Genomic DNA, 25,525 nt, shown 5'->3' with positions numbered 1-25,525 from the left:
GAACCTGACACATGCTTTTCGGACTTGATGGGGTCGAAGTCGGCCTGCTCATCGTCTTCCTGAGCCTTTTCGCGGGAATCCTCTCGGGCTTCCCCGTGGCTTTTGCCATCCCCGGCGCGGGCCTCTTTGCCTTCGCCATCATCGCCTACCTCGATGCCTCGGGCATCCTCGTGCACCAGGCCATCGACATGTCGAGCGCCGGTTACAAGGAGCTCATGGCGGCGGGGGTTCATCCCGACACGGTCTCGCACTTCCGATACCCGGAGCTGCCCACCGTGGCCGTGCCGGTCTTCGAGCGCGGCTGGGAAGTGGCGATGGACCGCAACATCAGCTTCATCGTGAACCGGATGAACGAGCGCGTCTTCGCGGGCCAGTCCATCGAGACCCTGCTGGCGGTGCTGATGTTCGTCATGATGGGCATCACGCTCGAGCGCTCGAAGATCGCCAATGACCTGCTGACCACCATGGCACGGGTCTTCGGGCCCCTGCCGGGCGGCCTGGCCGTCTCGGTCGTCGTCGTGGGCGCCTTCCTGGCGGCCTCGACCGGCATCGTCGGTGCCACCGTGGTGACCATGGGCCTGCTGTCGCTGCCCACCATGCTGCGCGCGGGCTATTCGCCCGAGCTCTCGACCGGCGTCATTGCCGCGTCGGGCACCCTGGGGCAGATCATCCCGCCCTCCATCGTGCTGGTCCTGCTGGGGACGCTTTCGGGCGACCTCTATAGTGCCGCGCAGGAGGCTCGGGCGCAGAGCTTCGGCTGTACCGATGCCCTGACCTATCTCGGCAAGCCTGCCGTGGTCTCGGTCGGGACGCTGTTCCAGTCGGCCATGCTGCCGGGCATCCTGCTGGCCGGTCTCTACGCCGGCTATGCCTTCGTCTATGCGCTGGTGCGCCCGCAGAACGCGCCCGCCGTGCATTCCGTCGGCCACACCCAGCACGAGATCATCACCAAGCGCGAGGCGCTGACCTGGTTCTTCATCGTGCCCGCGATCCTGATCGTCGGCACTGTGGTGCTGGCGCAGGTCGGTTTCGTCGGCAGCCAGGACCTGGCCGTGTCGAACTTCGCCCAGGGTGGTGAAGGCGCGATCCTGCGGACCAATGTCTCGGAAACCTGCCAGGCCGCGATGATCGAGCTGCATGGGCAGGAGAAGTGGGACATGGCGGTGCAGCAGACCCAGGCCATCATGGCCGCGGGTGGCATCGAGCAGGGTCACGAGCTGAGTGCCGAGGAAATGCAGGCCGCCGTGGTCGCCAAGGCCGCTGCCGCCGCGCCCATCGGGACCGGCATTGCCACCCTGATCGTGATGCTGGGCCTGATCCTGGCAGCGGCGCGGGGCGTGCGTCCGGCGGATGACGCCCGTCCGCTGCTGATCGGTGCCGGGGCGCTGGCGGTCGTCGCCCTGCTCGACGTGCTCTTCATCGCGCCGACCACCTCGCCGGGGGTCAGCCTGCTGATCATCGCCGTGCCGCTGGTCGTGGCGCTCTGGGGCTGCAAGCATGCCGCCGCGCGCCTGGCCACCAACGAGCTGATCCGCGTGGTCTTCCCGCCGCTGGTGCTGATCGTTGCGGTGCTGGGCTCGATCCTGGGCGGCATCACCAACCCGACGCCGGCTGCGGCGCTCGGTGCCGGTGGTGCGATCCTGCTGGCGGCCTTCCGCAAGCTGAAGGAAGAGGGCCGTGACCCCTGGGTCATCACCTGGTCGACCTTCGCGCTGATCGCCATGATCCTGCTGGGGGCCAACTTCGACCTGCGGGTCAACCAGACCGTGGTCACGGTCGAGGGCTGGCTGGCCTATCTTGCCGCCGCGATCTGCTTCATGTTCGCGGGCTTCGGGCTGATCTACTCGGGCTGGGTGCTGCTGCGCACTTCGGTGCTGGGCAAGATCGTGCGCGAGACGGCGAAGGTGACCTCGATGGTCTTCACCATCCTGGTGGGTTCGCAGCTGCTGAACCTCGTGGTGATCTCCTTCGGGGGCGAGCACTACATCCAGCAGTTCCTGAAGAGCTTCGACAGCGAGTTCCAGGTCTTCCTGATCGTGATGCTGGTGCTCTTCGTGCTGGGCTTCGTGCTGGACTTCCTCGAGATCATCTACATCGTCATCCCGATCGTCGGCCCCGTCATCTACGGCGGCACCTTCGATCCGAAGTGGGTGACGATCATGATCGCGGTGAACCTGCAGACCTCGTTCCTGACCCCGCCCTTCGGCTTCGCGCTCTTCTACCTGCGCGGCGTCGCTCCGGCGAGCGTCACCACGGGCCATATCTACCGCGGGATCATCCCCTTCGTGCTGATCCAGGTGCTGGGCCTCGCGGTGCTGTGGTTCGTGCCGAGCATCGTCACCATCGTGCCGGACCTGCTGGGCCGCTGAGCCTTCGGACAGACATGAAAAGGGCCGCGGGGAGAGATCCTCGCGGCCCTTTTGCTTTGGGGCGGGGCGGTTCCACGTAGGGGAGAGGTGGGGTGAAACCCCACCCTACGCTTGTGGTGGCGGGTGGTCCCGGTGGTCTGGGGGCGGCGCTTCGGGGCAGGGGGGATGGTAGGTGCACCCCACCAAGCCGCTACGTTCCGCGCGAGAACTCCAGCAGATCCCAGCGGTTGCCGAAGGGATCGCGCCAGACGGCGACACGGCCATAGGGCTCGTCGCGGGGCTCTTCCTCGAAGGTGACACCCGCGGCCAGCATCGCGGCGTGATCGCGGTCGAAATCATCGGTCTCGAGAAAGAAGCCCACGCGGCCGCCGGTCTGGTTGCCGATGGCGGCCTGCTGGACCGCGCCATCGGCGCGGGCGAGCAAGAGGCGCGTCTCGCCGCCCGGAGGGGCGATCAGCACCCAGCGTTTCGGCGCGTCGAGGGGGGTGTCCTCGATCAGCTCGAAGCCCAGTTTTCCGACGTAGAAGGCAAGCCCGGCGTCATAGTCCGGCACCAGCAGCGCGACGGCGTGCAGCCTTTGCGGCATCAGCGGCGGCGGCCTGGGGCGCGGGCGTCGGGCAGGGTGATATTGGCCACCTGCTCGGCGATCGGGTCGCTCTTCAGGGGGTGGGTGGTGGCGTCGTAATCCGAGGCCCGGCGCATCTTCTGCCAGCGTCCCTCGTGGTAGAGCTCTAGCCCGGAGAACTTGCACTTGTAGCCCATCTTCGGCGAACCCGGCACCCAGTAGCCCAGGTAGACATAGGGCAGCCCCGCCTGGCGGGCGATCTCGATATGGTCGAGGATCAGATAGGTGCCGAGGGAATTGCGCTCGAGCTCGGGGTCGTAGAAGGAATAGACCATCGACACGCCGTCATCGAGCACATCGGTCAGCGAGGCGGCGCGCAGGCCGCTTTCGTCCTGGTACTCGACCACGCGGGAGCGGACCGGGGTCTCTTCCACCATGGCGGCGAATTCAAAGACATCCATGTCGGCCATGCCGCCATCGGCGTGGCGCCGGTCCAGGTAGGTGCGGAAGAGGCTGTATTGCTCTTCCGTGGCCCAGGGCGAGGTGGCGCGGCGACTGAAATGGCTGTTGCGCTTGATCACCCGGCGCTGGCTCTTCGAGGGGGTGAAGGCCGAGACGTCGATCCGCGCCGAGAGGCAGGCGGCGCAATCGGCACAGGATGGCCGATAGAGCACGTTCTGCGAGCGGCGAAAGCCCTGTTTCGACAGCGTATTGTTCAGCTGCTCCGCCGAATCCCCCTGCAGGGAGGTGAACAGCTTCCGCTCCATGCGCCCTTCAAGATAGGGGCAGGGCTGCGGCGCGGTCACGTAGAACTGGGGGGCGAGCGGAAGCGAATGACGCATGGGCGGAAACTGGGAAGTGTCTGATATCCAAGGGAGTTCCGCGAAAGCCCCGAGCTGGTGGAGTGGCGGGGGCCGGCGGGATCGGGTTGCTGGTCAGGGCTTCGGTGAAGAATGACCCGAAACCCGTTGAAGAAACGATAGCAACCTTGCCCCGTGCCGCCAAGCCCCGGCCTGTGCCCCGGCTGCGCCGGAAGCGCGCAGGGGATCAGACCCTTGTCGTATTGACCGCCGTGGTGTTCAGCGCCAGGTCGGTCAGGCCCTGCCCGTAGGGGGTGAAGCACATCAGGATCACCGAGACGAGCTGAAGCGGCGAGATCGCCAGCGAGATCGTGTAGCCCAGCACGTGCAGCAGCGCGTCCTGCGACGAGAACCGGCTGCCGTCGAGATTGCGGAACTCGATGCCGAAGAGCCGCATGCCCCAGGTCGAGCCCGTGCCCGAGACCGTGAACCAGCGGTAGATGAAGCTGACCACCAGCATCACCGCGGGCAGGAAGAAGGCGCTGATGAAGAAGGTGAGCGGGATGGTCACCGCCGAGATCAGGAAGATCACCAGCATGTCGACGACCCAGGCCAGGGCGCGCTTGAGAGCGACGCCCTCATAGGCCTCGGGCACTTCGGCGGGGTCCGGCAGGGGCAGGGGGGCGGGGTAGGCGTAGGACATCGTGGCTCCTCGACGGTATCGCGGCCGGGCGGGCCGGCACGTCGGAATTCTGGCGGGCGCGGGGGCGCCGGGAAAGGAAATAATGCAAATGGTCGCCGCGGACAGTGAAGGCCCGGTCAGCTGCCGGGCCGTCGCTCTGTCTGGCGCCTCCGGCCCCTGGGGGCCGGAAGGGCAGGCCGGGATCAGATCTCGGCGTAGGGGCTGGGCGCCGGGCCATTGCCCTGGGTGTCGTCACCCGAGATGGCGGCGCGTTCGCTGCGGGCCTTCTTGGCGCGGTCGTCCATGAACTGGTCGAACTCGGCCTTGTCCTTGGCAGCGCGCAGACGCTCGAGGAAGGCTTCGAACTGTTCCTGTTCGTCTTCCAGACGGCGGAGGGTTTCCTCCTTGTAAGCGTCAAAGGCGGTATTGCCCGAGCTCTTCATCGCGGCAAAGCCGGCGCGGTGCATGGAGTGCATGTGACGGGCGCGACCGCCCGAGCGGCAGGATTTGGCAAACATTTGTTTTCCCCAGATCATGTAGAACAGGATGGCGAGGCCGACAGGCCAGAAGAACACGAAGCCCAGCACCATCGCGGCGATCCAGGCTCCCTTGCCCTTGCTGTCCAGCCAGTCCTCCGAACGGCCCAGCCAGCTGCGACGGGACGAACCCTGCTGGTCGTGCATTTGGGCGGTGGTGGCGGTCATCTCGGTGTCTCCTCGTAAGGTTATGTGAATGTCTTTCACATCTCCTAGATTGGCACTAAGGCGGCCCCACGCAAGGGGGTATGTGAATGTTTTTTACATTTATCAATTTCAGGACGTAAAATCAGCTACTTGCGCGCCGGTCAGCTCGGGCAAAATATGCGCGTCCATGGGAAAAACGTGGCGCGGCGTGCCCGCAGCGGCCCAGATTCGGTCGAATTCCAGCAGCCTGGGGTCGAGAAAGGCGCGGATCGGGTTGAGGTGGCCGACCGGGCTGACGCCACCGATGGCAAAGCCGGTCTGAGCCCGGATCAGCGCTGCATCGGCCTTGCCCAGGGGCTCTCCGGCCAGGGCCGAGGCCTTCGCGGCATCGACCCGGTTGCCTCCGGCGGTGAGGAAAAGGATGGCCTCTCCGCTCTCTTCGCCGCGGAAGATGATCGACTTGGTGATCTGGTCCAGTGCGCAACCCGCGGCCTCGGCGGCCTGCTCTGCGGTGCGGGTCTCTCCCAGCTCGTGGATCTCGGCGGGGATGCCGGCCTCTTCGAGGGCCCGGCGGACCCGCTTCATGCTCTTGCTCATGGGGCTCTCCGTTTCTTCGCGGCGCAGGATGGCGCGGGCGGCGGGGATTGACCAGCCCGCATGATCTGCGCAACGTCGCGCAATGGAAGATCGCCTTGACCTGACCCGCCTGCCACGTCCCTTCGATCCCGAAAGAGGGGCCGAAGCCCTGGCCCATGTGCCGGGGCTGAGCGGAGACCGGGCCGCGCTGATCGCGGGCACCGGGGGCTCCTCGCCCTATCTCGCCGGGCTCATCGCCAGGGAGGCCGACTGGCTGACCGGCGCGCTCGAGACCCCGCTGACCGCACTGTCGGCCGAGGGCGCGCGGCTGCAGGCCCTCGACCCGCTCGACCCCGCCATCGGGCCCGAGCTGCGACGCGGCAAGCGCCGCATGGCGCTGATCGTGGCGCTGGCGGACCTGGGCGGCGCCTGGCCGCTTGAAAAGGTCACCGGCGCGCTCACCGATTTCGCCGACCTGGCCACCGGCGTGGCCCTGCGCGCGGCGCTGGCAGCCGAGCTGAAACGGGGCAAGCTTCCGGGCATGGGGCCCGAGGATCTCGAGACCGGTTGCGGGCTGGTGATGATGGCCATGGGCAAGATGGGCGCCGGAGAGCTCAACTACAGCTCAGACATCGACCTGATCGCGCTCTATGACGAGGAACGCTTCGAGGATGCGGGCGAGGCGCGCCCGGCGCTGATCCGCGCGGTGCGCAAGATGGCCACGCTGCTCAGCGAGCCGACGGGCGAGGGCTATGTCTTCCGCACCGACCTGCGGCTGCGCCCCGATCCTTCCGTCACGCCCGTCTGCGTCGGCATGGAAGCCGCCGAGCGCTACTATGAAAGCCTTGGCCGCACCTGGGAGCGCGCCGCCTATATCAAGGCCCGCCCCTGCGCCGGCGATCTCGACCGCGGCCAGCGGTTCCTCGACGGGCTCAGACCCTTCGTCTGGCGGCGGCACCTGGACTATGCGGCGATCCAGGACGCCCATGCGGTGCGCCTGGCGATCCGCGACAGCAAGGGCTACCACGGCCCGCTCTCGCTGCCCGGTCACGACATGAAGCTGGGCCGGGGCGGTATCCGCGAGATCGAGTTCTTCGCCCAGTTTCACCAGTTGATTGCCGGCGGCCGCGATCCCTCGTTGCGGCTGCGCGCCACGGTGCCGGCGCTGCATCAGCTCTCGGTGGCCGGCTGGCTGCCCTCGGATGCGGCCTCGGAGCTGGTGGATCACTACCGCGCGCATCGCGAGGTCGAGCACCGGGTGCAGATGATCAACGACGCCCAGACCCACAAGCTGCCCGCCAATGGTGAGGGGCTGGCCCGGCTGGCGGCCCTGATGGGGCGCGACGAGGCCGAGCTGCGCGGCGACCTGACCCGCCGGCTCGAGGCGGTCCACGAGATCACCGAGGCCTTCTTTGCCCCCGAGACCCCCGGCCCCGGCAAGGCGCAGGCGGCCGAGGTGCCCGACCCGCAGGAGCTGGCCCGCGAGATGGGGGTCGACAAGGGCGTCCTGGCGCGCTGGCAGCACTACCCGGCCCTTGCCTCGACCCGCTCGCGCGAGATCTTCGGGCGGCTCCGCCCGCAGCTTCTGGCCTCGCTGGCCCGCGCGGCGAAACCCGAAGAGGCGCTCTTGGCCTTCGACGGCTTCCTCAAGGGCCTGCCTGCCGGGGTGCAGCTCTTCTCGCTCTTCGAGGCCAACCCGCAGCTGATCGACCTGATCGGCGATATCTGCGGCACGGTGCCCGAGCTGGCGCTCTTCCTCAGCCGCAACTCGGGCGTGCTCGACGCGGTGATCGGCGGCGATTTCTTCGCCCCCTGGCCCGGCAACGAGGCGCTGGCGGCAGAGCTGGGCCGGGTGCTGGAGCATGAGGCGGACTACGAGGCGCGGCTGGACGCGGCGCGGCGCTGGCAGAAGGAATGGCATTTCCGCATCGGGGTGCATCACCTGCGCGGCCTCATCCGCCCCGAAGAGGCGGGGGCCGAATATGCCGGTCTCGCCGAGGCGGTGCTGCGCGGGATCTGGCCCGAGGTGCAGGCCGACTTCGCCCGTCGCCACGGGCCGCCGCCGGGACGTGGCGCGGTGGTGATGGCCATGGGCTCGATGGGGGCGGGGCGGCTCAATGCGCGCTCGGACCTCGACCTGATCGTGATCTACGACGCGGCGGGACAGGAGAGCTCGGACGGGCGGCGCCCGCTGCCGGCGCGGGTCTATTACGCCCGGCTGACCCAGGCGCTGGTGACGGCGCTGTCGGCGCCGATGGCGCAGGGGCGCCTCTACGAGGTCGACATGCGGCTGCGCCCCTCGGGCAACCAGGGTCCGGTGGCAACCTCGCTGACCTCCTACCGCGATTACCAGCAGGCCACGGCCTGGACCTGGGAGCACCTGGCGCTGACCCGAGCCCGCGTGGTGGCGGGACCGGGAGAGCTCTCGCGCGAGGTCATGGCCTTCATCGACAGCGTCATCGCGCCGGGGCGCGACAAAGGCGCGGTGCTGCGCCAGGTGGCCGAGATGCGGGCGCGCATCCTGGCGGCCAAGGGCGCGGGCGCGCCATGGGAGGTCAAGGTGGGCCCCGGTCGCAACCAGGAGATCGAGTTGATCGCCCAGGCCGGTGGCCTCATCGCCGGCGATCCCGAGGGCTGGATCGGCGACGGGCTGCGTCTGGCCGTGGCGCAGGGCTGGATGCACGAGGACGAACGCGATCTGCTGGCTTCGACCTATCGGTTGCTCTGGAACGTGGGCCAGGTCGGCAAGCTGCTGAGCGACCGGGTGCTCGACCCCGAGGCCATCGGCGAGGGCGGTCGGGCGCTGCTGCTGCGCGACACCGGGGCCGAGAGCCTAGAGGAGCTGAGGCAGGCCTTCGAGCTGGCGACGCGGAGCGCCGGCGATGCGATCACCGAGATCCTCGCACGTGAAGCCGATGCGGATGCCGGGTCGGAGGATGCCGAGGGACGACCAGGGAGGACGACATGAGCAATGGCAAGGGGGACGCGATGGACCCCAAGGGGCTGATCCGCGAGTCCTACCGGATCGAGGGCATAAGCGAGGCCGAATGCCGCTCGATCCTGATGGACTGGGCGCTGAGCCTGGCGCCGGGACAGGACCAGAGGCAGGCCCTCGAGGCCCTGCTGGCGCTCTATGGGGTCGAGGGGCATCCGATGACGAAACTCATGCAGGAGGGCCTTTCCAGCGTCGCACGGGCCGGACGTCGCGGCGGCTGGCGTGGCCGCCGGGGAGCCGCCGGGCGCTAGGGCGCGCGCCGGCACCCCGCGGCAAGGCCGGGGCAGGGGGGCGCTGCCCCCGTCTCCGTGCCGGAGACTCCCCCGGAGTATTTCCAGCCTGGTGATGAAACAGGGTCGGACGATATCGCGGCGGAGGTTTGGGTCATGGGTGTTGCACGCTCTCACTCGGAAGGAGGGTGCCAAACCGGGCCCTGTCCCGCATCATCACCAGGCTGAAAGTACTCCGGGGGTGAGAGCGCCGCAGGCGCGCGAGGGGGCCGCGCCCCCTTGCCCCGAAGCCAGGTGGAACAGTGCCCTTGTAGGCGCAGCGAAAAAGGCGCGCCCGCCGGGGACGCGCCTTTCCAGGTGTTGCCATTGCGCGGCTCAGCGCGGCAGGGCGGCGGCCTCGCGGGCCAGTTCCTCGATGCCCTTCCAGTCGCCGGCATCGACCAGCTTCTGCGGGGCGACCCAGGAGCCGCCGACGCAGAGGATGTTTTTCAGCGACAGGTAGTCGTCGGCGTTGGAGGGCGAGACACCGCCCGTCGGGCAGAAGGAGACATCGGGGATTGGCGCGCCGATGGCCTTGATGGCTGCCGCGCCGCCGGCGATCTCGGCGGGGAAGAACTTCTGCACCGTGTAGCCGCGCTCCAGCAGCGCCATGACCTCCGACGCGGTGGCGGCACCCGGCAGCATCGGCAGGTCGGCCTGTTCGGCGGCGGTCAGCACCTTTGCGGTCGAGCCCGGCGAGACGCCGAACTTGGCACCCGCGGCCACCACCTGGGTCACCGCCTCGGGCGTCAGGATCGAGCCCGCGCCCACGACGCCGCCTTCGACCTTGGCCATCTCGCGGATGACATCCAGCGCCACCGGCGTGCGCAGGGTCACTTCCAGCGCCGGCAGGCCACCGGCCACCAGGGCCTCGGCCAGCGGGCGGGCATGGGCCACGTCATGGACCACCAGCACGGGGACCACCGGGGCCAGTTGACAGATCTCGCGCGCGCGGGCGCTTGCGGTTTCAGGGGTCATCGGGTGCTCCTCAGACGACGTTGGAGGCGCCTTCGCGGGCGGGCGAGGCGTTCTGGCGGAAGGATTCAAAGAGCTCGCGGCCGATGCCGAAGCTGTTTGCCGAGAGATCGGGGGTGACCGGCTGGCGGTCCTCCAGCGGCGCATCGGTGGTGATGGTGCCCTCGACGGCGTCCAGCTTCACCACGTCGCCGTCCTGCAGCCGGGCGATCCAGCCGCCATCGGCGGCCTCGGGGCTGAGGTGGATGGCGGCGGGCACCTTGCCGGAGGCGCCCGACATGCGGCCATCGGTCAGCAGCGCAACCTTCAGACCCCGGTCCTGCAGCACCGCCAGCGTCGGCGTCAGCGAGTGCAGCTCGGGCATGCCGTTGGCCTTGGGGCCCTGGAAGCGCACCACGACGATGGTGTCCGAGGTGAACTCGCCCCGCTTGAAGGCGGCCTTCACGTCGTCCTGGTCGTGGAAGATGCGCACCGGGGCCTCGATCACGTGACGCTCGGGCGCCACCGCCGAGACCTTCATGATCGCGGTTCCCAAGGGGCCGGTCAGCGATTTCAGGCCGCCGGACTTCTGGAAGGGATCGGAGGCGGGGCGGACGATCTTGTCGTTCTCGCTCTTGCGCGCGCCCTCGGACCAGGTCAGCGCGCCATCGACGATCTGCGGCTCGCGGGTGTAGCGCTCCAGCCCGTCACCGGCCACGGTCTTGGTGTCGGGATGCAGCAGGCCATCGTTCAGCAGCTGGTCGATCAGGTAGCCCAGGCCGCCTGCCGCGTGGAAGTGGTTCACGTCGGCCAGACCGTTCGGATAGACCTTGGCCAGCAGCGGCGTGACCGAGGAGATCGCATCGAAGTCTTCCGGGTCCAGGATGATGCCCGCCGCCCGCGCCATGGCGGGCATGTGCAGCACCAGGTTGGTCGAGCCGCCGGTGGCCATCAGCCCGACGATGCCGTTGACGAAGGCCTTCTCGTCCAGGATCTCGCCCGCCGGACGGTAGTCGTTGCCAAGCGCGGTGATCTCGAGCGCGCGCTCGGTGCCGGCCACGGTCAGCGCGTCGCGCAGCGGCGTGTTCGGGTTGACGAAGGACGAGCCCGGCAGGTGCAGGCCCATGAACTCCATCAGCATCTGGTTGGAGTTTGCCGTGCCGTAGAAGGTGCAGGTGCCCGGCGAGTGATACGAGGCCATCTCGGCCTCCATCAGCTTGTCGCGGCCCACCTCGCCCGAGGCGAACTGCTGGCGCACCTTGGCCTTCTCGTCATTGGGCAGACCCGAGGGCATCGGACCGGCGGGCAGGAAGACCGCCGGGATATGGCCGAAGGTCGCCGCCGCCATCACGAGGCCCGGCACGATCTTGTCGCAGACGCCCAGGTAGAGCGCCACGTCGAAGCAGTTGTGCGACAGCGAGATCCCGGCCGCCATGGCGATCACGTCGCGCGAGAAGAGCGACAGCTCCATCCCCGGCTGGCCCTGGGTGACCCCGTCGCACATCGCCGGCACGCCGCCCGCCACCTGCGCCGTGGCGCCCTTGGCACGGGCGGCCTTGCGGATCATTTCGGGGAAATGCTCGAATGGCTGATGCGCCGAGAGCATGTCGTTATAGGCGGTGACGATGCCGATGTTGGCGGCGCGGCCGGTGGCCAGGGCGGCCTGGTCATCCGGCACGCCGGCATAGGCATGGGCCTGGTTGCCGCAGGTCAGGTGGGCACGCACCGGCCCGGCCTCGCCGGCCTTGCCGATCCGGTCGAGATAGGTCTCGCGCCGGTCGCGGGAGCGTTCGATGATGCGATCGGTCACATCGGCGATGGTCTGGTTGAGGGACATGGCTGGGTCTCCGCTTTGGCGTCGTCCACGAGAAGGCTGCCGCGATGAGGAGGGCGCGGTGGCCATACGAGTCGGTGAGATCTGTTCGGCGCCAGTTTAGCGCTAACGGCGCGGCTTTCCAGCCCGAAGCGAAGCGGGGGCCGGAATTAACTCGGGTCCGGAGCGCCCCACCCTTGGAGAGGCCATTTGCTACGTACCTGTATACTTCTTCTCGGATCTGCCGTGAGCCTGCCCCATTTCGGTCAAGATTCCTTTGCAATAACGGTTTTGCACAAACAAGGGGTCGAAGCCCCGAGGGTAGAATTGCTGCGCAGGCGCCCGCTTGCAATGGCAGGGCCCTGCGCAAGCAGGCAAGGCAGACCGGATGGCGTCAAACCGGGCGCAGATGCGGCAATCTGCTGGCTTTCCCCGCGGCTTCATGCCCGATCCAGTTCCCCGCGCCCGCTTCCCCGGTCGGGCGCCTCCCGCCGGGCAGAGAGCATGGCCCGGCGGGAGTTCCGAAATTCGCGCGCCCGGCTGCGCGAAGCCTGACGACATTATGTCGTTCCCGACTTCCCCAGATGCGGGGAAGACTATAGGAGGGTGGCCATGCAGCCATCCTCCTCTCTTTTTCCCACGATCCGACTGAAACCCAAGGGCGACGCACGCAAGATCCGCCACGGCTTTCCCTGGGTCTATGCCAACGAACTGGTGACCGACCGCCGTACCAAGGCGCTCGCGCCGGGCTCGGTCGCGCTTCTCGAAGACGCCGAACGCCAGCCTCTGGCGCTGGTGGCGGTGAACCCCGAAAGCCGGATCTTCGCCCGCGTGCTCGAGCCCGCCTCGGCCGGCCTGCCCGAGGGCGGCCCGGACCATGCCTGGTTCGCCGCGCGCGTCAGCCGCGCCCTGCGCCTGCGCGAAACGCTCTTCGATGCGCCCTTCTACCGGCTGGTCCATGCCGAGGCCGATGGCCTGCCGGGCGTGATCATCGACCGTTTCGGCGACACCGCCGTGGTACAGCCCAATGCCGCCTGGGCCGATGCCCGGATCGAGGTGCTCTCTGCCGCGCTGGTCGAGGTCACGGGCGTCACCAACGTGCTGAAGAGCGCCTCGGGCCGCGCGCGCGGTCTCGAGGGGCTTGATGATGTCTCGAAGGTGCTGGCGGGCACGGCGCCCGAGGCGCCGGTGCCGGTGCAGATGAACGGCGCCACCTACATGGCCGACCTCACCGGCGGCCAGAAGACCGGGCTGTTCTACGACCAGCGCCCCAACCACGCCTTCGCCGCACGACTGGCCAAGGGCGCGCGGGTGCTCGATGTCTTCTCTCATGTGGGCGGCTTCGGCCTGGCCTGCCTTGCCGGTGGTGCCGAGAGCGCCCTGGCGGTCGATGGCTCGGCGCCCGCGCTCGAGCTTGCCTCGGCCGGGGCCCATGCCATGGGCGCTTCGGCACGTTTCCAGACTCGACAGGGCGATGCCTTCGCCCAGCTCGAGGCGCTGAACGCCGAGGGCGCAAGCTTCGAGGTGGTGATCTGCGATCCGCCCGCCTTCGCCCCGTCCAAGCAGGCGCTGGAAGCGGGGCTTCGGGCCTACGAGCGTGTCGCCCGCCTTGCAGCCCCCCTGGTGGCGGAAGGCGGCTACCTTGGTCTCTGCTCCTGTTCCCATGCGGCGGACCTGGGCAAGTTCCGCGCCGCCTCGATCCGCGGCATCGGCCGCGCCGGGCGCGATGCGGCGCTGATCCACACGGGCTATGCCGGCCCTGACCACCCGATGCACCCGCAGCTGGCCGAAAGCGGCTACCTCAAGGCGCTCTTCTTCCGGCTATGAGGGCGGTTCTCGACGCCTGCGTGCTCTACCCGACGGTGATGCGCGAGATGCTCTTCGGCGCCGCAAGGGCCGGGCTCTTCCAGCCCATATGGTCGGAGCGCCTGCTGGAGGAATGGGCCCTGACCGGTGCCAAGTTCGGCGCGGAGGTCGAGGCCCAGGCGCGGGGAGAGATCGCCATGGCGCAGGCGGCCTTCCCGAAGGCCTGCCAGAAGACCCGTCCCGGTATCGAAGAGCGCCTCTGGCTGCCCGATCCGGGCGACCTGCATGTGCTGGCGCTGGCGGTTTCCAGCTCCGCCGATGCGGTGGTCACCGCCAATGCCAAGGATTTTCCGCGCCATATCCTGGCCGAAGAGGGCCTGAGCCGCGCCGATCCAGATGGGCTGCTGCAGGGCTTTACCGAAGCGCAGCCGGAAATCATGTCGGAGGTCGGCGGCAAGGTCCTGGCCACCGCCCGCAGGCTTTCGGGCGAGGACTGGAGCCTGCGCGCCCTGATGCGCAAGGCACGGCTGCCCCGGACGGGCAAAGCACTGGGCCGCCTGGAAAGCTAGTATCGGCCTCACGGCCGATTGCCTCCGGCGGGAGGTATTTTCAGCCTGGTGATGCCTGTTGGCCGTTCCCCGGAATGGCGGCCTCCTTCTGCCATCGAGAGCGTGCACCCTCTCTGCGGCAAAAGGAGGGTGCCCCGACGGGCAGCCCTTCTCGTGCATCACCAGGCTGAAAATACTCCGGGGGGAGCGCAGCGGGGGGCAGAGCCCCCCTCCGCCCTTTCAGCTTGCCTCGGCGCCGAGGGCACGAAGCTGCTCGGCCGCGATCTCGAAGGAGCGGATACGCGCTTCGGGGTCGTGGATCTGGCCGGTGACGATCACCTCGTCCGGCGCATAGGCTTCGAGGAAATCGGCGATCTGGCGGCGCACCATCTCGGGCGTGCCCATGGCGGTGACGCGGAAGGCGCGTTCGACCTGGGCCAGGAGCGCGGGGTCCACGTGGTCCTCGATCCGTTCGACCGGGTGGGGCAGGCGGCCCGGCTGGCCCATGCGCAGCCGGGCGAAGGCCTGCTGCATGGTGGTCTTCAGATAGGCCGCGCGCTCTTCGGTCTCGGCGGCATAGACATTCATCGCCAGCATGAAATGCGGCTTCTCCAGCCAGGGCGAGGGCTGGAAGCTGCGCCGGTAGACCTCGATCGCCTGCTCCAGCGCATCGGGGGCGAAATGCGAGGCGAAGGCATAGGGCAGCCCGGCCTGGGCCGCCAGCTGGGCGCCATAGAGCGAGGAGCCCAGGATCCACACCGGCACATGGGTGCTCTCGCCCGGCACCGCGTGCAGGGTCTGGCCCTCCTGCGGATCGCCGAGATAGGCCAGCAGCTCGCCGACGTCGCGGGGGAAATGGTCTTCGCCCGACATGTGGCGGCGCAGGGCGCGGGCGGTGGCCATGTCGGTGCCCGGCGCGCGGCCGAGGCCGAGGTCGATGCGGCCGGGGTAGATCTCGGCCAGGGTGCCGAACTGTTCGGCCACCGCGAGGGGCGAGTGGTTGGGCAGCATGATGCCGCCCGCGCCGACGCGGATGCGCGTGGTCTGCCCGGCGATATGGCCGATCATCACCGCCGTCGCGGAGGAGGCGACGCCGGGCATGTTGTGATGTTCGGCCAGCCAGTGGCGGTGATAGCCGAAGCCCTCGGCGGCCTGGGCCAGGGCCACGGAATTGGCGATGGCCTGTGCGACGGTGCTGCCCTCGGGGACGGGCGCGAGATCGAGGAGGGAGTATTTCATGGGGGTCCTTTCAGGGCGGGTCTTCACCCGTGCCAGCCGCTTTCAAGCTTGCGGATCGCGGCGACGCGCTCTGCAGTCTTGGGATGGCTCATCAGCCAGGCGGGACGGCCGGCGCCGCCCGCGCCGGTCAGGTGTTCGAGTTTTTCCAGCAGCGAGATCTGCGGTGCCGTGCCGATGCCGGCCTTGGTCAGCAGGGCGCTGGCATAGGCGTCGGCCTCGTATTCATCGCCGCGGGAGAGCCGGGCGGCGATCAGCGACATGGCGGTATTGGCAATCACCGGGCCGAGGCCGGGCACCACGCGGCCCAGCACCTGTGCCAGCCCGACCCGCAGCGCGTTCTGCCCCGAGAAGTCGATCATCCGCCGCCGGCTATGGCCAAGCGCCACGTGCCCCAGCTCATGGGCGATCACCGAGGCAAGCTCTTCCGCCGTGACGCGGCCCGCGCGGTAGGCTTCCAGGAAGCCGCGGGTCAGGAAGATCCGCCCGTCGGGTGCGGCCAGCCCGTTGATCGCCGGGATATCGTAGAGATGCACCTTGATGCGCGCCAGATCGAGCGCGCGGGCCAGGCGCTTGTTCAGCTCTCTCAGCCCCGGTTCCGCCAGCTCGGCAGACCGCTGGTCCAGCTCGCTCTTCAGCCGCCAGGCCGAGAAACGCCACATGACGAGACCATAGAGCACGGCCAGCAGGATCGGGGTGAATTTCAACATGGGGTGGATATGTAGACGCCGGGCGGGCAGGGCAAGGTGCCGTGTCGCAGATCCACGCGCATCAATCGTGATCGTTGCGCGGCAGCGCGCGCGGGCTGCCCGGTTGCGCGGCCCGCTGCCGGGCCCGGCGCAGGCTGCGCCGCATCCAGAGCGTCATGCCCACCATCAGCACCAGCCCGGCCAGGATGCCGGTGACATCCGAGGTCACCTCGGCCAGCGCCTCCAGCGAGGCGGCGAAGAAATAGCCAAGCCCGACATAGACCGTGACCCAGACGGCCTCTCCTGTGAGGCTGCCCAGGGTGAAGGTGCTGCGGCGCATCTGCGCGGCCCCGGCGGCGAAGTTCACGTATGGCCCGAGCGGAGAGACCAGCCAGCGCGACAGGAAGACCGCCGCCACCCCGCGCCGGTCGAGGATATGCTGCGCACGGGCCAGGGCCAGCGCGGTCTTGCGCCGCCCGGTCAGCCGGTCCGAGAGCTGCCTGTAGGCGGCCCGCGCCAGTTGGTAGCCCGCCTGGTCGCCCAGGGCGGCGCCGAGGTAGGCCGCCAGCATCACCCCGCCAAGCGCCAGGTCCCCCGAGGCGGCAAAGCCTCCGGCAGAGAGCATCATCAGCGAGGTGGGGATGGGCAGCGCCAGGCAGGACAGGAAGGTGCCCAGCCCGATCAGCGGCGGTCCCCAGAGCACCAGGGCAGAGATCAGCCAGTCGCTCATCTCTCGGGCATCCCCTCGGCGCGGCGGCTGTCGAGCCAGGCTTCCAGCCGTGCCAGGAGCGCGGCTTCGTCCTCGCCGCTGGCGCGGGCGATCTCCGAGAGGGTGGGCGGCTTGCCCTTGGGCCGGCGCGGCGTCAGGCCCAACTGGGCTGCCACCTCTTCCACCGGCAACTGCCAGGAATGGGCCACATAGCCCGGTGTCATCCAGCCCTCCGGGCGGGGGGCGCGATGCGCGGGATCGGACCAGTAGAAGGTGAAGAGCGCCAGCCGCGCCAGGAAGACAAGCGTCAGGCTCAGCCCGGCCAGGAAGCCGATGCAGGCGAGGGGGTGGGATCTCCAGAGCTGGCGCAGGACGTTCATCGGGGCTCCTTCGTGCCCATGAAAGCCGACCCGCGCCGCGAGGTCGAGGGAAAGCTGCAACAAAGAAGGGGGCGCGATGTTGTCGCGCCCCCTCGGGTCAGCCTCTCGGCGCTTGGCCGCACCTGTGCCGGTCAGAGCAACTCTGCATCCAGCGTGATCTCGGCGGCGGCCAGAAGGCGCGAGACCGGGCAGGTCTCCTTCGCGGTCTGCGCCGCCTCGAAGAAGGCCTCGCGGTCGGCGCCGGGGATCGTCGCCTTCAGCTCGAGGTCGACGGCGGTGATGGTGAAACCGGCGTCCTCCTTCTCCATCTTGACGGTGGCCTTGGTTTCGAGCTTCTCGGCCACCATGCCGGCCTCTTCCAGCACCTTGGAGAGCGCCATGGTGAAGCAGCCCGCATGGGCGGCGCCGATCAGTTCTTCGGGGTTGGTGCCGGGCGCGTCCTCGAACCTGGTGTTGAACCCGTAGGGCTGATCCGAGAGCGCCCCGGACTGGGTCGAGAGATGGCCCGAGCCTTCCTTGATGGTGCCGGTCCAGCGGGCGGATGCGGTCTTGCGGATCATTGGAACCTCCTTTGGGTCATGGGTCTTGCAGACCCAACTCACCGGCAGGCGATCGGGTTCCCTAGCGCACCAGGTCGCGCATGCCCCGCTCCAGTCCCTCAAGCGTCATCGGCACCATGCGGTCCTCGAAGAGCTCGCGGATCATGCCGATGGAATGGGTGTAGTCCCAGTAGCGCTCGGGCACGGGGTTGATCCACAGGTGATCGGGCCAGTGCTCGCGGGCACGTTGCAGCCAGGTCTGGCCGGCCTCGGCGTTCCAGTGCTCGCTGGCGCCGCCGGGGTAGGCGATCTCGTAGGGGCTCATGCTGGCATCGCCGACGAAGATGCACTTGTAGTCGGCACCATAGGTGCGCAGCACCTCCCAGGTGGGGGTCTGCTCGGTCCAGCGGCGGGCGTTTTCGCGCCAGACGCCTTCGTAAAGGCAATTGTGGAAGTAGTAGTGTTCGAGGTGCTTGAATTCGGCACGGGCGGCCGAGAAGAGCTCTTCGACCACCTTCACATGCGGGTCCATCGAGCCGCCGACATCGAGAAACACCAGCACCTTCACGGCGTTGCGCCGCTCGGGCCGGGTCTGCACGTCGAGATAGCCGTGTTCGGCGGTGGCGCGGATGGTGCCGTCGAGGTCCAGCTCGTCATGCGCCCCGTCGCGGGCCCATTTGCGCAGCCGTTTCAGCGCCACCTTGATGTTGCGCGTGCCCAGCTCCTGGGTGTCGTCGAAATCGCGGAACTCGCGCTTGTCCCAGACCTTCACCGCGCGTCTGTGGCGGCTCTCCTTCTGGCCGATGCGCACGCCTTCGGGGTTGTAGCCATCGGCGCCAAAGGGCGAGGTGCCACCCGTGCCGATCCACTTCGAGCCGCCCTGGTGGCGTTCCTTCTGCTCTTCCAGCCGCTGCTTGAGGGTCCCCATCAGCTTGTCGAAACCGCCAAGCGCCTCGATCTGCGCCTTTTCCTCTTCGCTCAGGTGCTTTTCGGCCATCGAGCGCAGCCAGTCGGCGGGGATCTCGACCGCCTCCATGACCTGGTCGAAGGAGATATCTTCCAGCCCCGAGAACGCCTGGGCGAAGGCACGGTCGAAACGGTCGATATTGCGCTCGTCCTTCACCATGGCCGAGCGGGCGAGGTAGTAGAACCCCTCGGGGTCGTAGGTGACCAGCCCCGCCTTCAGCGCTTCGAGAAAGGTCAGGTATTCGCGCAGCGAGACCGGCACCGCGTGGCTGCGCAGGGCTTCGAAGAAGGGGATGAACATCTGGTCTCCGAGGCTGGGCGCCGGAGCGTCAGACCGACAGGGTCAGACCAGCGCGCGGTGGATGATGAGGGTCAAGAAGAGCCCGATCAGCGCGAAGAGGATGGCATGGCTGGCGGCATATTGGAACATGTCACGGCGGTCACCGCCGCGGCGCTTGGCGCGCCAGGCGCCGAGGAATGCGCCGATCACAAGACCTGCTACTGCGAACATCCGTATTTCTCCTGCCCAGGTCGCCGGGCGTCAGAGGCTCTTGCCACGCGCCGGGTTCAATGCCGCGATCTCTTGCAGACGGGCGCGCACGGCCCAGTCCGGGCCGAAGCCGTAGCGCGCCCAGCCCAGAGAGTCCAGCCGAACGCGGCGCGCCTCCTGGGGCTGGCCGGTCTGCTCAAGCGCCTCGGCGCGCAGCATCTCGATATTGGCCAGCAGCATGGCGTTCTGGTACTCGCGCGCCACCTGCGCCCGCCCCGAGAGCAGCGCCAGCGCCTTCTCGGGGTCGCCGCCCGCCAGGGCAAAGGCGGCCAGTTGCACCGCCGTATGGGCGGCATGCAGGCGGGTGCCGCGGTCGCGCGAATAGAGCTGATGCGCCTGCAGCAGGTAGCGATGCGCGGCGCGGGGGTCCTGTGACTGGCTGAGCCGTCCCAGCATGTAATAGGAGAAGGCCAGCCGGTGATCCGTCCAGCCATAGCTCTGCGCCAGCGCCACGGCCTGGCGCGCCCCGCGCACCCGGTTTGCGGGCGAGATGCCCGGCCCGAGCGCCCGCGCCACCTCGTTCATCCAGGCCTGCGGCGTGGCCCCGAGGTGGCGCGGCGCCACGTTGCGACCACCGGGGTTGAGCCGGTCCAGCAGGTCGGGCAGCCGCGCCTGAACCTCGGCCCGGCTCATGCCGGAGCGCAGCTCGGGCGCATAGGTCATGCGCAGGATCAGCATGTCGTAGCGGGTCAGGATCGAGTGGATATTGTCGTCGTTGAAGGTGCTGTCGGGCAACCGGTAGAGATCGTTCAGGGGGCCGAGCGCCTGGGCCAGCTCCTCGTGCAGGCAGTCGCGGGTTTCTTGCGGGGCGGCATCCGAGGGCACGAAGATCGCCAGCTTCGAGCGTGTCTTGAGCCGCGTCCAGTCGGTGCGGTCCTGGCGCCGGGCCTGGCGGTATTGCGACAGCCGGGTGATGCCGGGCACCACGAAACAGGCTGCGGCGGGCAGCTCCTTGCGGATCTCCTCGCCGGGCACGGCATTGATGTTGAGATTGCCCTCGTAGCCCGAGGGCAGGCGGATGATGTCGATCCCGGCCTCGCGCCGAAGCCGGGCGATCACCGCATCGAGGTCGCGGGCCATGCCGGGGGGCACCTGACCTGCCAGGCCAACGCGGATCTGTCCCTCGAAGCGGGTGAAGACGGGCAGGCTGCGCCCCGATTCCAGCTGGAAGCTGAGGTCGAGGAAATCCCGCGCCAGGTCGGCGTTCGAGATCGGCAGCGAGTCCGGCGCTCCGCTGGCGGCAAAGAGCTTCATCGGCGGCAGATCGGGCAGCGCCTGCTGCGCGGCGCGGGTCGGCGTGGCCGAAGTTTCAAGCGGCGGCGCCATGCAGCCTGTCAGCAGGCCCAGGGGCAGGCCAAGCGAGAGGAGCGTGCAAAGGGCGCGCAGCGGTCTCATTCCAGGTCCATCCGGTACTTGATGAAATCGGTCTTCTCGGCCAGCCGGTCATAGAGCTGGCGGGCCGTGGCATTGCCCTCCTGGGTCATCCAGTAAAGCCCCGAGCTGCCCGCCGCGCGGGCCCTGTCCCGCACCGCCTCGATCAGCCCCCGGCCAAGGCCGGTGCCGCGCGCCTCCGGGGCGGCGTAGAGATCCTGCAGGTAGCAGATATCGGCGTCCTGCCAGTTGTGGGCATGGAAGAGGTAATGCACCAGTCCCGCAGGCCGGCCATCCACCAGCGCCAGCAACCCCCATTGGGGCCGGGCCTCGTCCAGAAGCCGCGCGAAGGTCAGCGCGTACTGGGCCTCGGGCAGGGTGGTCTTGTAGAACTCCAGATAGCCCCTCCAGAGCTCCGCCCAGGCGGGCTTGTCGGCGGCAATGAGGGGGCGGATCTGGAGTGTCATGGTTCGGGTCTTTCTGTCGTCACACCCAAGGCTTACCGATTTTTGACCGCAGGGAAACAGCTTTCCCGCAGGCCGGGGGGATCGGCAGGAAATGCGCCCCCCGTGCCGCGCAGCGCGGCTTGCGCAGGTGGCAGGCGGGCGCACCCATGGCTCAGCGCCGCTGGCCGCGCGCCATGAAGGCCAGGCGCTCGAAGAGATGCACGTCCTGCTCGTTCTTCAGCAGCGCCCCGTGCAGCTTCGGCAGCGCATTGCCGCCCTCCTGCTTCAGGTCCGCCGCGCTCAGATCCTCGGCCAGCAGGAGCTTCAGCCAGTCCAGCACCTCGGAGGTCGAGGGCTTCTTCTTCAGCCCCTGCATCTCGCGCAGCTCGAAGAACTGGGTGAGGGCGGTGGTCAGCAGATCGGCCTTGATGCCCGGATGATGCACCTCGACGATCTTGCGCATGGTCTCCATGTCGGGGAAGCGGATGTAGTGGAAGAAGCAGCGGCGCAGGAAGGCGTCGGGCAGCTCCTTCTCGTTGTTCGAGGTGATGATGACGATGGGCCGGTTGGTGGCGGCGATGGTCTCTCCGGTCTCGTAGACGTGGAATTCCATCCGGTCGAGTTCCTGCAGCAGGTCGTTGGGGAACTCGATATCGGCCTTGTCGATCTCGTCGATCAGCAGCACCACGCGGCTTTCGGCCTCGAAGGCCTGCCAGAGCTTGCCCTTGCGGATGTAGTTCTTCACGTCATGGACGCGCTCTTCGCCCAGCTGGCTGTCGCGCAGCCGGCTGACGGCATCGTATTCGTAAAGACCCTGCTGCGCGCGGGTCGTGGACTTGATGTTCCATTCGATCATCGGTGCGCCGAGGCTCTCGGCCACCTGGCGGGCCAGCTCGGTCTTGCCGGTGCCCGGCTCGCCTTTCACCAGCAGCGGACGCTGCAGGGTGATCGCCGCATTGACCGCAACGGTCAGGTCCTCGGTTGCGACGTAATCCGCCGTGCCTTCGAAACGCGCGCTCATGCAATCCTCCCTCTGAGTGCCTCAAAGGGGTAGGGTCCGGGGCTGCGAATGGCAAGCGCGCCGTCCCGTCGCAATGGCGCGCGGCGGGGTCCAAAAGCGACCGATGCGGGCGCGTTAAGCAACTCATTTGAGCAAATTTCTTACATTCGGGTTCATCATAACCAATCGCATTTTACCGACCTTCGCAGGGGTGGCGGCGCGCTCGGGCGGCAGGGCGGGGACCGGGGAAACCCGATAAGTGCTTTTTCAAAAGCGGTTTTTTCAGGGGTTTGCGGAAGGGCTGCGCGGGTTTTTCCAGCAAATTGCCGCAGGGGAAGGCCGGGGACGGCGGGCGATTGGCTAACGGATTGTGTAGTGACATTGGCCGCGGCAGGCGTTAGAGCCTCCGCAGGGGACCCCGCTGCCCGGGAAGGCTCTTCTCTCTCGGGGCGAGGACAAGTTCGGGAGCCGCTGATGAAAGCAGAAACTTTCCTTGAAGACGATTATCGTCCCGCTGAGGACGAGCCGTTCATGAATGACCGTCAGACAGAGTATTTCCGTCGCAAGTTGCTGGCCTGGAAAGAGGAAATCCTCTCAGACAGCCGCGATACCATCGAGGGGATGAAGGATTCCACCCGGAATATTCCCGATATCGCGGACCGTGCCAGCGAAGAGACCGACCGTGCACTGGAACTGCGGACCCGTGATCGCCAGCGCAAGCTGGTGGCCAAGATCGACAGCGCGCTACGCCGGATCGACGAGGGCGAATACGGATATTGCGAAGTGACCGGCGAGCCGATCAGCCTGAAGCGTCTCGACGCTCGGCCGATCGCCACCATGAGCCTCGAGGCGCAGGAGCGTCACGAGCGCCGTGAGAAGGTCCACCGCGACGATTGATCCATTCCAAGCCAAGCGGCGGGGGGCATCCCGTAGCGAGCCGGAAGAGGATTTGCGAGATTGACCAGCGCCGGGGCCATGCCCCGGCGTTGTTCGTTCCGGGGCAAGACCTGCGGGGCACGGCTTGCGGGGGGGGGGGGGGCCCCTTCGGGTCGCGCTTCCCGGTCGCGGATCGGGGTTGCGGGTTGCATCCCGGCAGGGCTTTGCGCCATATCCACGCGCCCGGCACCCTGGGGCAGGCGATTCCGCCGCCCCGGTGCCTCGCAGATGATGCCAGACCAGATGTCCCGGCCCAGGCGGCCTCAGCAGGAGACAGCGATTGCACCTCGAAGGCTTGAAGATCGCCGTGATCGGTGCCGGTATCGGCGGGCTGGCGGCCGCGCGGGCCCTGGCCCTGCGCGGGGCCGAGGTGACGGTGCTGGAGCAGGCCGACAAGATCCGCGAAGTGGGCGCCGGTTTGCAGATCAGCCCCAATGGCGCGGCAGTGCTGCGCGGGCTGGGCATGGCGCCCGAGAAGATCGGCATGGCGAGCGAGGCGGTGCACCTGCTGGACCGCTCGGGCCGCTCGGCAATCCGCATGGAGCTGCAGGGGCCGGGACCCGAGGTCGCCGGAGCCGTAACGCCCGCCGCCGGGGCGCAGGGCGGCTACTACCTCTGCCACCGCGCCGACCTGATCGCCGCGCTGGCCCATGGCGCGCGTTCCGCCGGGGCCCGCATTCGACTGCTGCAACGGGTCGAGCGCGTCCAGACCGGCCCCGAGCCCGAGATCCGCATTGCCAACCATGCCCGCATGCGTCCCGACCTTGTGGTGGGGGCCGACGGTCTGCATTCCTGCCTGCGCCGCGCCATCCTGGGCGAGGCCGACCCTGCCTTCACCGGGCAGGTGGCCTGGCGCGCCGTGGTGCCTGCGGCCCCCGAGGACCCGGCCGGAGCAGAGGCGCGGGTCTACATGGGCCCCAAGCGCCACCTGGTGACCTACCCTCTGCGCGGCGGGGCCTATCGCAATATCGTCGCCGTCGAAGAGCGCCGCGACTGGGCACCTGACAGCTGGAGCCACGAGGACGACCCCGAGAACCTGCGCGCCGCCTTCCGCGGCTTCTGCCCCGAGGTGCAATCCATTCTTGGACGCGTGCGCCGGGTGCATCTCTGGGGGCTGCACCGCCACGAGGTGGCGAAGAACTGGACCCAGGGGGCGAGCGCGCTTCTTGGCGATGCCGCCCATCCGACACTGCCCTTCCTGGCACAGGGCGCCAACCTCGCGCTCGAGGATGCCTGGGTGCTGGCCGAGGAGCTCTCGAGCGCGGTGGAGGCCGGGCAGGGGGCAGAGGCCGGGCTTGCCCGCTACCAGCAGATGCGCCGGTCGCGCACCGCCCGCGCCATCGAGGCGGCCAATCGCAATGCGTGGAAATACCACCTCAGCTTCCCGCCGCTGCGCTTCGCGGCCCATTCCGCGCTGCGCCTGGCGGGCCGGTTCACGCCGGGCATGATGCTGAACCAGTTCGATTGGCTCTATGGTCTGGATGTCACCGGCGGGCGGCGGCTCTCGGAGCCGCTGCCCTGTCCGCAGTCACAGGGCGATCTCTGCCCATAGCGGCACGTGGTCCGAGGGCTTCTCACGGCCCCGGATACCGGCGTCGATGCCGCAATCCTCGACCAGGTCGGCGCATTGCGGGCTCATCAGCATGTGGTCGATGCGGATACCGTCGTTCTTCTGCCAGGCCCCGGCCTGGTAATCCCAGAAGGTGTAATGCCCCGGCGCCGCGTGGCGGGTGCGGAAGATCTCGGTGAAGCCCAGGTTGACGATGCGCTGCCAGGCGGCGCGGCTTTCAGGGCGATAAAGCGCATCGCCCTCCCACTTCTTCGGATTGGCCGCGTCCTGGGCCTGGGGGATGATGTTGTAATCGCCCAGCATGACCGAGGGCTCTTCGGTGGCCAGCAGCTCTTCGGCGCGGGTCTTCAGGCGCTCCATCCAGGCCAGCTTGTAGGCATACTTGCCACCCTCGACCGGGCGCCCGGCCTCGTCCAGCTCGACCGGGTTGCCATTGGGCAGATAGAGCCCGCAGATCCTGAGCGCGTTCTTCTCGCCCACCACAGTGGCCTCGATCCAGCGCGCCTGTTCGTCGCCGTCATCGCCCGGCAGGCCGCGGCGGATGTCCTCCAGCGGCAGCTTCGACAGGATCGCCACGCCGTTGAAGCTCTTCTGGCCGTGGGTTTCCACCTGGTAGCCCTTCTCCTCGAAGAGCTCACGCGGAAAGGCCTCGTCCACCGACTTGATCTCTTGCAGCACCGCCACGTCGGGCTGTGCCTCGTCCAGCCAGTCACTGAGCGCCTGGATGCGTGCCTTGATGCCGTTGATGTTGAACGTGGCCAGCTTCATGGGGAACCCCTTTTTTCTTTTCATCGCATCGCGAAAGCGCAACTCTGAGGGATATGCGCCAGCAAGACTTCGCCTGACTTGGCAAGTCCAGCCCGTGCATCCCGTCCTGCAAGGCTTTTCGGCGTTCCGGCCTTCGCTGTCCAGACGGGCGTCGAGTTCCGAGTGCAAGTTTCACGATTCGCCATGATTCCGCGACAGGGCGCGCGAATCTCTTTTGCGTTCGTGAAATGTTCCAGATTCCATTCCCCTCTGAATGGTGCCTGTGAAATTTTTGGCAAGTTATTCTTGTTTACACGGAAACAATA

The 25,525-nt window shown here is 68.1% G+C and carries 25 protein-coding genes; 7 read left to right on the top strand and 18 right to left on the bottom strand.

Features of this window, described 5'->3' with window-relative positions; genetic code table 11:
- Nucleotides 1–11: 11 nt before the first annotated feature.
- Entirely contained in the window at nt 12–2,369 is a 2,358-nt protein-coding gene (locus tag CRO50_RS13095) for a TRAP transporter large permease (RefSeq protein ID WP_097146378.1), read from the top strand.
- A gap of 190 nt (nt 2,370–2,559) precedes the next feature.
- Here the strand turns inward: CRO50_RS13095 and CRO50_RS13090 are convergent, their stop codons facing one another.
- The 5 genes from CRO50_RS13090 to CRO50_RS13070 form a co-directional block, all read right to left on the bottom strand.
- Nucleotides 2,560–2,955 carry a VOC family protein gene (locus CRO50_RS13090; RefSeq protein ID WP_097146377.1) on the bottom strand — a complete coding sequence of 132 codons (396 nt, stop codon included), beginning with the start codon at nt 2,953–2,955 and terminating at the stop codon, nt 2,560–2,562.
- A complete protein-coding gene (locus CRO50_RS13085) occupies nt 2,955–3,776 on the bottom strand; it encodes an arginyltransferase (protein ID WP_097146376.1) in 822 nt (273 codons plus the stop codon). The genes CRO50_RS13090 and CRO50_RS13085 overlap by 1 nt, the downstream gene beginning before the upstream one ends.
- A 205-nt stretch (nt 3,777–3,981) precedes the next feature.
- Entirely contained in the window at nt 3,982–4,437 is a 456-nt protein-coding gene (locus CRO50_RS13080; RefSeq protein ID WP_097146375.1) for an RDD family protein, read from the bottom strand.
- Between the two features lie 182 nt (nt 4,438–4,619).
- Nucleotides 4,620–5,120: a DUF2852 domain-containing protein gene (locus CRO50_RS13075; RefSeq protein ID WP_097146374.1), complete on the bottom strand. Its 501-nt coding sequence runs from the start codon at nt 5,118–5,120 to the stop codon at nt 4,620–4,622.
- Nucleotides 5,121–5,228: 108 nt separating this feature from the next.
- Complete coding sequence (locus tag CRO50_RS13070) at nt 5,229–5,696, bottom strand: YbaK/EbsC family protein (RefSeq protein ID WP_097146373.1); 468 nt, start codon at nt 5,694–5,696, stop codon at nt 5,229–5,231.
- A gap of 82 nt (nt 5,697–5,778) precedes the next feature.
- Between CRO50_RS13070 and CRO50_RS13065 the strand changes: the two genes are divergently transcribed.
- On the top strand, nt 5,779–8,643 hold the full coding sequence (locus CRO50_RS13065) for a bifunctional [glutamine synthetase] adenylyltransferase/[glutamine synthetase]-adenylyl-L-tyrosine phosphorylase (RefSeq protein WP_097146372.1): 2,865 nt from the start codon (nt 5,779–5,781) through the stop codon (nt 8,641–8,643).
- The gene (locus CRO50_RS13060) at nt 8,640–8,921 is read left to right on the top strand and encodes a hypothetical protein (RefSeq protein WP_097146371.1); all 282 of its coding nucleotides are present in this window, start codon (nt 8,640–8,642) and stop codon (nt 8,919–8,921) included. The genes CRO50_RS13065 and CRO50_RS13060 overlap by 4 nt, the downstream gene beginning before the upstream one ends.
- A gap of 354 nt (nt 8,922–9,275) precedes the next feature.
- On the opposite strand, the gene eda is transcribed toward CRO50_RS13060, so the two are convergent.
- Both eda and edd read right to left on the bottom strand, forming a co-directional pair.
- Nucleotides 9,276–9,917: a bifunctional 4-hydroxy-2-oxoglutarate aldolase/2-dehydro-3-deoxy-phosphogluconate aldolase gene (eda, locus tag CRO50_RS13055; RefSeq protein WP_097146370.1), complete on the bottom strand. Its 642-nt coding sequence runs from the start codon at nt 9,915–9,917 to the stop codon at nt 9,276–9,278.
- A 10-nt stretch (nt 9,918–9,927) separates the two neighbouring features.
- Nucleotides 9,928–11,730: a phosphogluconate dehydratase gene (gene edd / locus CRO50_RS13050; RefSeq protein ID WP_097146369.1), complete on the bottom strand. Its 1,803-nt coding sequence runs from the start codon at nt 11,728–11,730 to the stop codon at nt 9,928–9,930.
- Nucleotides 11,731–12,318: 588 nt separating this feature from the next.
- Between edd and CRO50_RS13045 the strand changes: the two genes are divergently transcribed.
- Together CRO50_RS13045 and CRO50_RS13040 are read left to right on the top strand one after the other, a co-directional pair.
- Nucleotides 12,319–13,533, top strand: a complete 1,215-nt coding sequence (locus CRO50_RS13045; protein WP_097146368.1) for an RSP_2647 family RNA methyltransferase — start codon at nt 12,319–12,321, stop codon at nt 13,531–13,533.
- Complete coding sequence (locus tag CRO50_RS13040) at nt 13,530–14,081, top strand: RSP_2648 family PIN domain-containing protein (protein WP_097146367.1); 552 nt, start codon at nt 13,530–13,532, stop codon at nt 14,079–14,081. The genes CRO50_RS13045 and CRO50_RS13040 overlap by 4 nt, the downstream gene beginning before the upstream one ends.
- A gap of 219 nt (nt 14,082–14,300) precedes the next feature.
- Here the strand turns inward: CRO50_RS13040 and CRO50_RS13035 are convergent, their stop codons facing one another.
- From CRO50_RS13035 to CRO50_RS12995, 10 genes are all read right to left on the bottom strand, one after another.
- Nucleotides 14,301–15,299, bottom strand: coding sequence for an LLM class flavin-dependent oxidoreductase (locus tag CRO50_RS13035; protein WP_097146366.1), 999 nt, complete (start codon nt 15,297–15,299; stop codon nt 14,301–14,303).
- 23 nt (nt 15,300–15,322) lie between these two features.
- Nucleotides 15,323–16,006, bottom strand: coding sequence for a M48 family metallopeptidase (locus tag CRO50_RS13030; RefSeq protein WP_097146365.1), 684 nt, complete (start codon nt 16,004–16,006; stop codon nt 15,323–15,325).
- Nucleotides 16,007–16,067: 61 nt separating this feature from the next.
- On the bottom strand, nt 16,068–16,715 hold the full coding sequence (locus CRO50_RS13025; protein ID WP_097146364.1) for a DedA family protein: 648 nt from the start codon (nt 16,713–16,715) through the stop codon (nt 16,068–16,070).
- Nucleotides 16,712–17,074 (bottom strand): hypothetical protein, encoded by a 363-nt coding sequence (locus tag CRO50_RS13020; RefSeq protein WP_097146363.1) that lies wholly within the window; start codon nt 17,072–17,074, stop codon nt 16,712–16,714. Before CRO50_RS13020 ends, CRO50_RS13025 begins: the two co-directional genes overlap by 4 nt.
- A 131-nt stretch (nt 17,075–17,205) precedes the next feature.
- Nucleotides 17,206–17,634, bottom strand: coding sequence for an OsmC family protein (locus CRO50_RS13015; protein WP_179747283.1), 429 nt, complete (start codon nt 17,632–17,634; stop codon nt 17,206–17,208).
- Between the two features lie 61 nt (nt 17,635–17,695).
- Complete coding sequence (locus CRO50_RS13010) at nt 17,696–18,880, bottom strand: vWA domain-containing protein (protein WP_097146362.1); 1,185 nt, start codon at nt 18,878–18,880, stop codon at nt 17,696–17,698.
- Between the two features lie 42 nt (nt 18,881–18,922).
- Nucleotides 18,923–19,090: a hypothetical protein gene (locus tag CRO50_RS20155; protein ID WP_179747282.1), complete on the bottom strand. Its 168-nt coding sequence runs from the start codon at nt 19,088–19,090 to the stop codon at nt 18,923–18,925.
- 30 nt (nt 19,091–19,120) lie between these two features.
- Nucleotides 19,121–20,524: a DUF2927 domain-containing protein gene (locus CRO50_RS13005; RefSeq protein ID WP_097146361.1), complete on the bottom strand. Its 1,404-nt coding sequence runs from the start codon at nt 20,522–20,524 to the stop codon at nt 19,121–19,123.
- Nucleotides 20,521–20,967: a GNAT family N-acetyltransferase gene (locus tag CRO50_RS13000; RefSeq protein WP_097146360.1), complete on the bottom strand. Its 447-nt coding sequence runs from the start codon at nt 20,965–20,967 to the stop codon at nt 20,521–20,523. Before CRO50_RS13000 ends, CRO50_RS13005 begins: the two co-directional genes overlap by 4 nt.
- 151 nt (nt 20,968–21,118) lie before the next feature.
- Nucleotides 21,119–21,967, bottom strand: a complete 849-nt coding sequence (locus CRO50_RS12995; protein ID WP_097146359.1) for an AAA family ATPase — start codon at nt 21,965–21,967, stop codon at nt 21,119–21,121.
- A 453-nt stretch (nt 21,968–22,420) separates the two neighbouring features.
- On the opposite strand from CRO50_RS12995, the gene dksA reads away from it, so the two are divergent.
- Together dksA and CRO50_RS12985 are read left to right on the top strand one after the other, a co-directional pair.
- Nucleotides 22,421–22,843 carry an RNA polymerase-binding protein DksA gene (gene dksA, locus CRO50_RS12990; RefSeq protein ID WP_010141240.1) on the top strand — a complete coding sequence of 141 codons (423 nt, stop codon included), beginning with the start codon at nt 22,421–22,423 and terminating at the stop codon, nt 22,841–22,843.
- 319 nt (nt 22,844–23,162) lie between these two features.
- Entirely contained in the window at nt 23,163–24,434 is a 1,272-nt protein-coding gene (locus tag CRO50_RS12985; protein ID WP_097146358.1) for an FAD-dependent monooxygenase, read from the top strand.
- Here the strand turns inward: CRO50_RS12985 and xth are convergent.
- Entirely contained in the window at nt 24,411–25,220 is an 810-nt protein-coding gene (xth, locus tag CRO50_RS12980; RefSeq protein ID WP_097146357.1) for an exodeoxyribonuclease III, read from the bottom strand. The genes CRO50_RS12985 and xth overlap by 24 nt on opposite strands.
- Between the last annotated feature and the right edge of the window lie 305 nt (nt 25,221–25,525).

The sequence above is a fragment of the Pseudooceanicola antarcticus genome, from assembly GCF_900215355.1.
GTDB lineage: Bacteria > Pseudomonadota > Alphaproteobacteria > Rhodobacterales > Rhodobacteraceae > Pseudooceanicola > Pseudooceanicola antarcticus.
Note: the sequence above shows the minus strand (reverse complement) of the source record. Positions and strands in the feature narration are given on the sequence as shown.

Bases quoted from the DNA above. Each gene is read 5' to 3' on its own strand.
- CRO50_RS13000 (WP_097146360.1), bottom strand. From the start codon at position 20,967: ATGACACTCCAGATCCGCCCCCTCATTGCCGCCGACAAGCCCGCCTGG.
- CRO50_RS13030 (WP_097146365.1), bottom strand. From the start codon at position 16,006: ATGTTGAAATTCACCCCGATCCTGCTGGCCGTGCTCTATGGTCTCGTC.
- CRO50_RS12995 (WP_097146359.1), bottom strand. From the start codon at position 21,967: ATGAGCGCGCGTTTCGAAGGCACGGCGGATTACGTCGCAACCGAGGAC.
- CRO50_RS13020 (WP_097146363.1), bottom strand. From the start codon at position 17,074: ATGAACGTCCTGCGCCAGCTCTGGAGATCCCACCCCCTCGCCTGCATC.
- CRO50_RS13005 (WP_097146361.1), bottom strand. From the start codon at position 20,524: ATGAGACCGCTGCGCGCCCTTTGCACGCTCCTCTCGCTTGGCCTGCCC.
- CRO50_RS13090 (WP_097146377.1), bottom strand. From the start codon at position 2,955: ATGCCGCAAAGGCTGCACGCCGTCGCGCTGCTGGTGCCGGACTATGAC.
- CRO50_RS13070 (WP_097146373.1), bottom strand. From the start codon at position 5,696: ATGAGCAAGAGCATGAAGCGGGTCCGCCGGGCCCTCGAAGAGGCCGGC.
- CRO50_RS13025 (WP_097146364.1), bottom strand. From the start codon at position 16,715: ATGAGCGACTGGCTGATCTCTGCCCTGGTGCTCTGGGGACCGCCGCTG.
- CRO50_RS13075 (WP_097146374.1), bottom strand. From the start codon at position 5,120: ATGACCGCCACCACCGCCCAAATGCACGACCAGCAGGGTTCGTCCCGT.
- xth (WP_097146357.1), bottom strand. From the start codon at position 25,220: ATGAAGCTGGCCACGTTCAACATCAACGGCATCAAGGCACGCATCCAG.
- CRO50_RS13010 (WP_097146362.1), bottom strand. From the start codon at position 18,880: ATGTTCATCCCCTTCTTCGAAGCCCTGCGCAGCCACGCGGTGCCGGTC.
- CRO50_RS13085 (WP_097146376.1), bottom strand. From the start codon at position 3,776: ATGCGTCATTCGCTTCCGCTCGCCCCCCAGTTCTACGTGACCGCGCCG.
- edd (WP_097146369.1), bottom strand. From the start codon at position 11,730: ATGTCCCTCAACCAGACCATCGCCGATGTGACCGATCGCATCATCGAA.
- CRO50_RS13040 (WP_097146367.1), top strand. From the start codon at position 13,530: ATGAGGGCGGTTCTCGACGCCTGCGTGCTCTACCCGACGGTGATGCGC.
- CRO50_RS13095 (WP_097146378.1), top strand. From the start codon at position 12: ATGCTTTTCGGACTTGATGGGGTCGAAGTCGGCCTGCTCATCGTCTTC.
- CRO50_RS13015 (WP_179747283.1), bottom strand. From the start codon at position 17,634: ATGATCCGCAAGACCGCATCCGCCCGCTGGACCGGCACCATCAAGGAA.
- CRO50_RS13080 (WP_097146375.1), bottom strand. From the start codon at position 4,437: ATGTCCTACGCCTACCCCGCCCCCCTGCCCCTGCCGGACCCCGCCGAA.
- CRO50_RS20155 (WP_179747282.1), bottom strand. From the start codon at position 19,090: ATGTTCGCAGTAGCAGGTCTTGTGATCGGCGCATTCCTCGGCGCCTGG.
- CRO50_RS13060 (WP_097146371.1), top strand. From the start codon at position 8,640: ATGAGCAATGGCAAGGGGGACGCGATGGACCCCAAGGGGCTGATCCGC.
- CRO50_RS13035 (WP_097146366.1), bottom strand. From the start codon at position 15,299: ATGAAATACTCCCTCCTCGATCTCGCGCCCGTCCCCGAGGGCAGCACC.
- dksA (WP_010141240.1), top strand. From the start codon at position 22,421: ATGAAAGCAGAAACTTTCCTTGAAGACGATTATCGTCCCGCTGAGGAC.
- eda (WP_097146370.1), bottom strand. From the start codon at position 9,917: ATGACCCCTGAAACCGCAAGCGCCCGCGCGCGCGAGATCTGTCAACTG.
- CRO50_RS13065 (WP_097146372.1), top strand. From the start codon at position 5,779: ATGGAAGATCGCCTTGACCTGACCCGCCTGCCACGTCCCTTCGATCCC.
- CRO50_RS13045 (WP_097146368.1), top strand. From the start codon at position 12,319: ATGCAGCCATCCTCCTCTCTTTTTCCCACGATCCGACTGAAACCCAAG.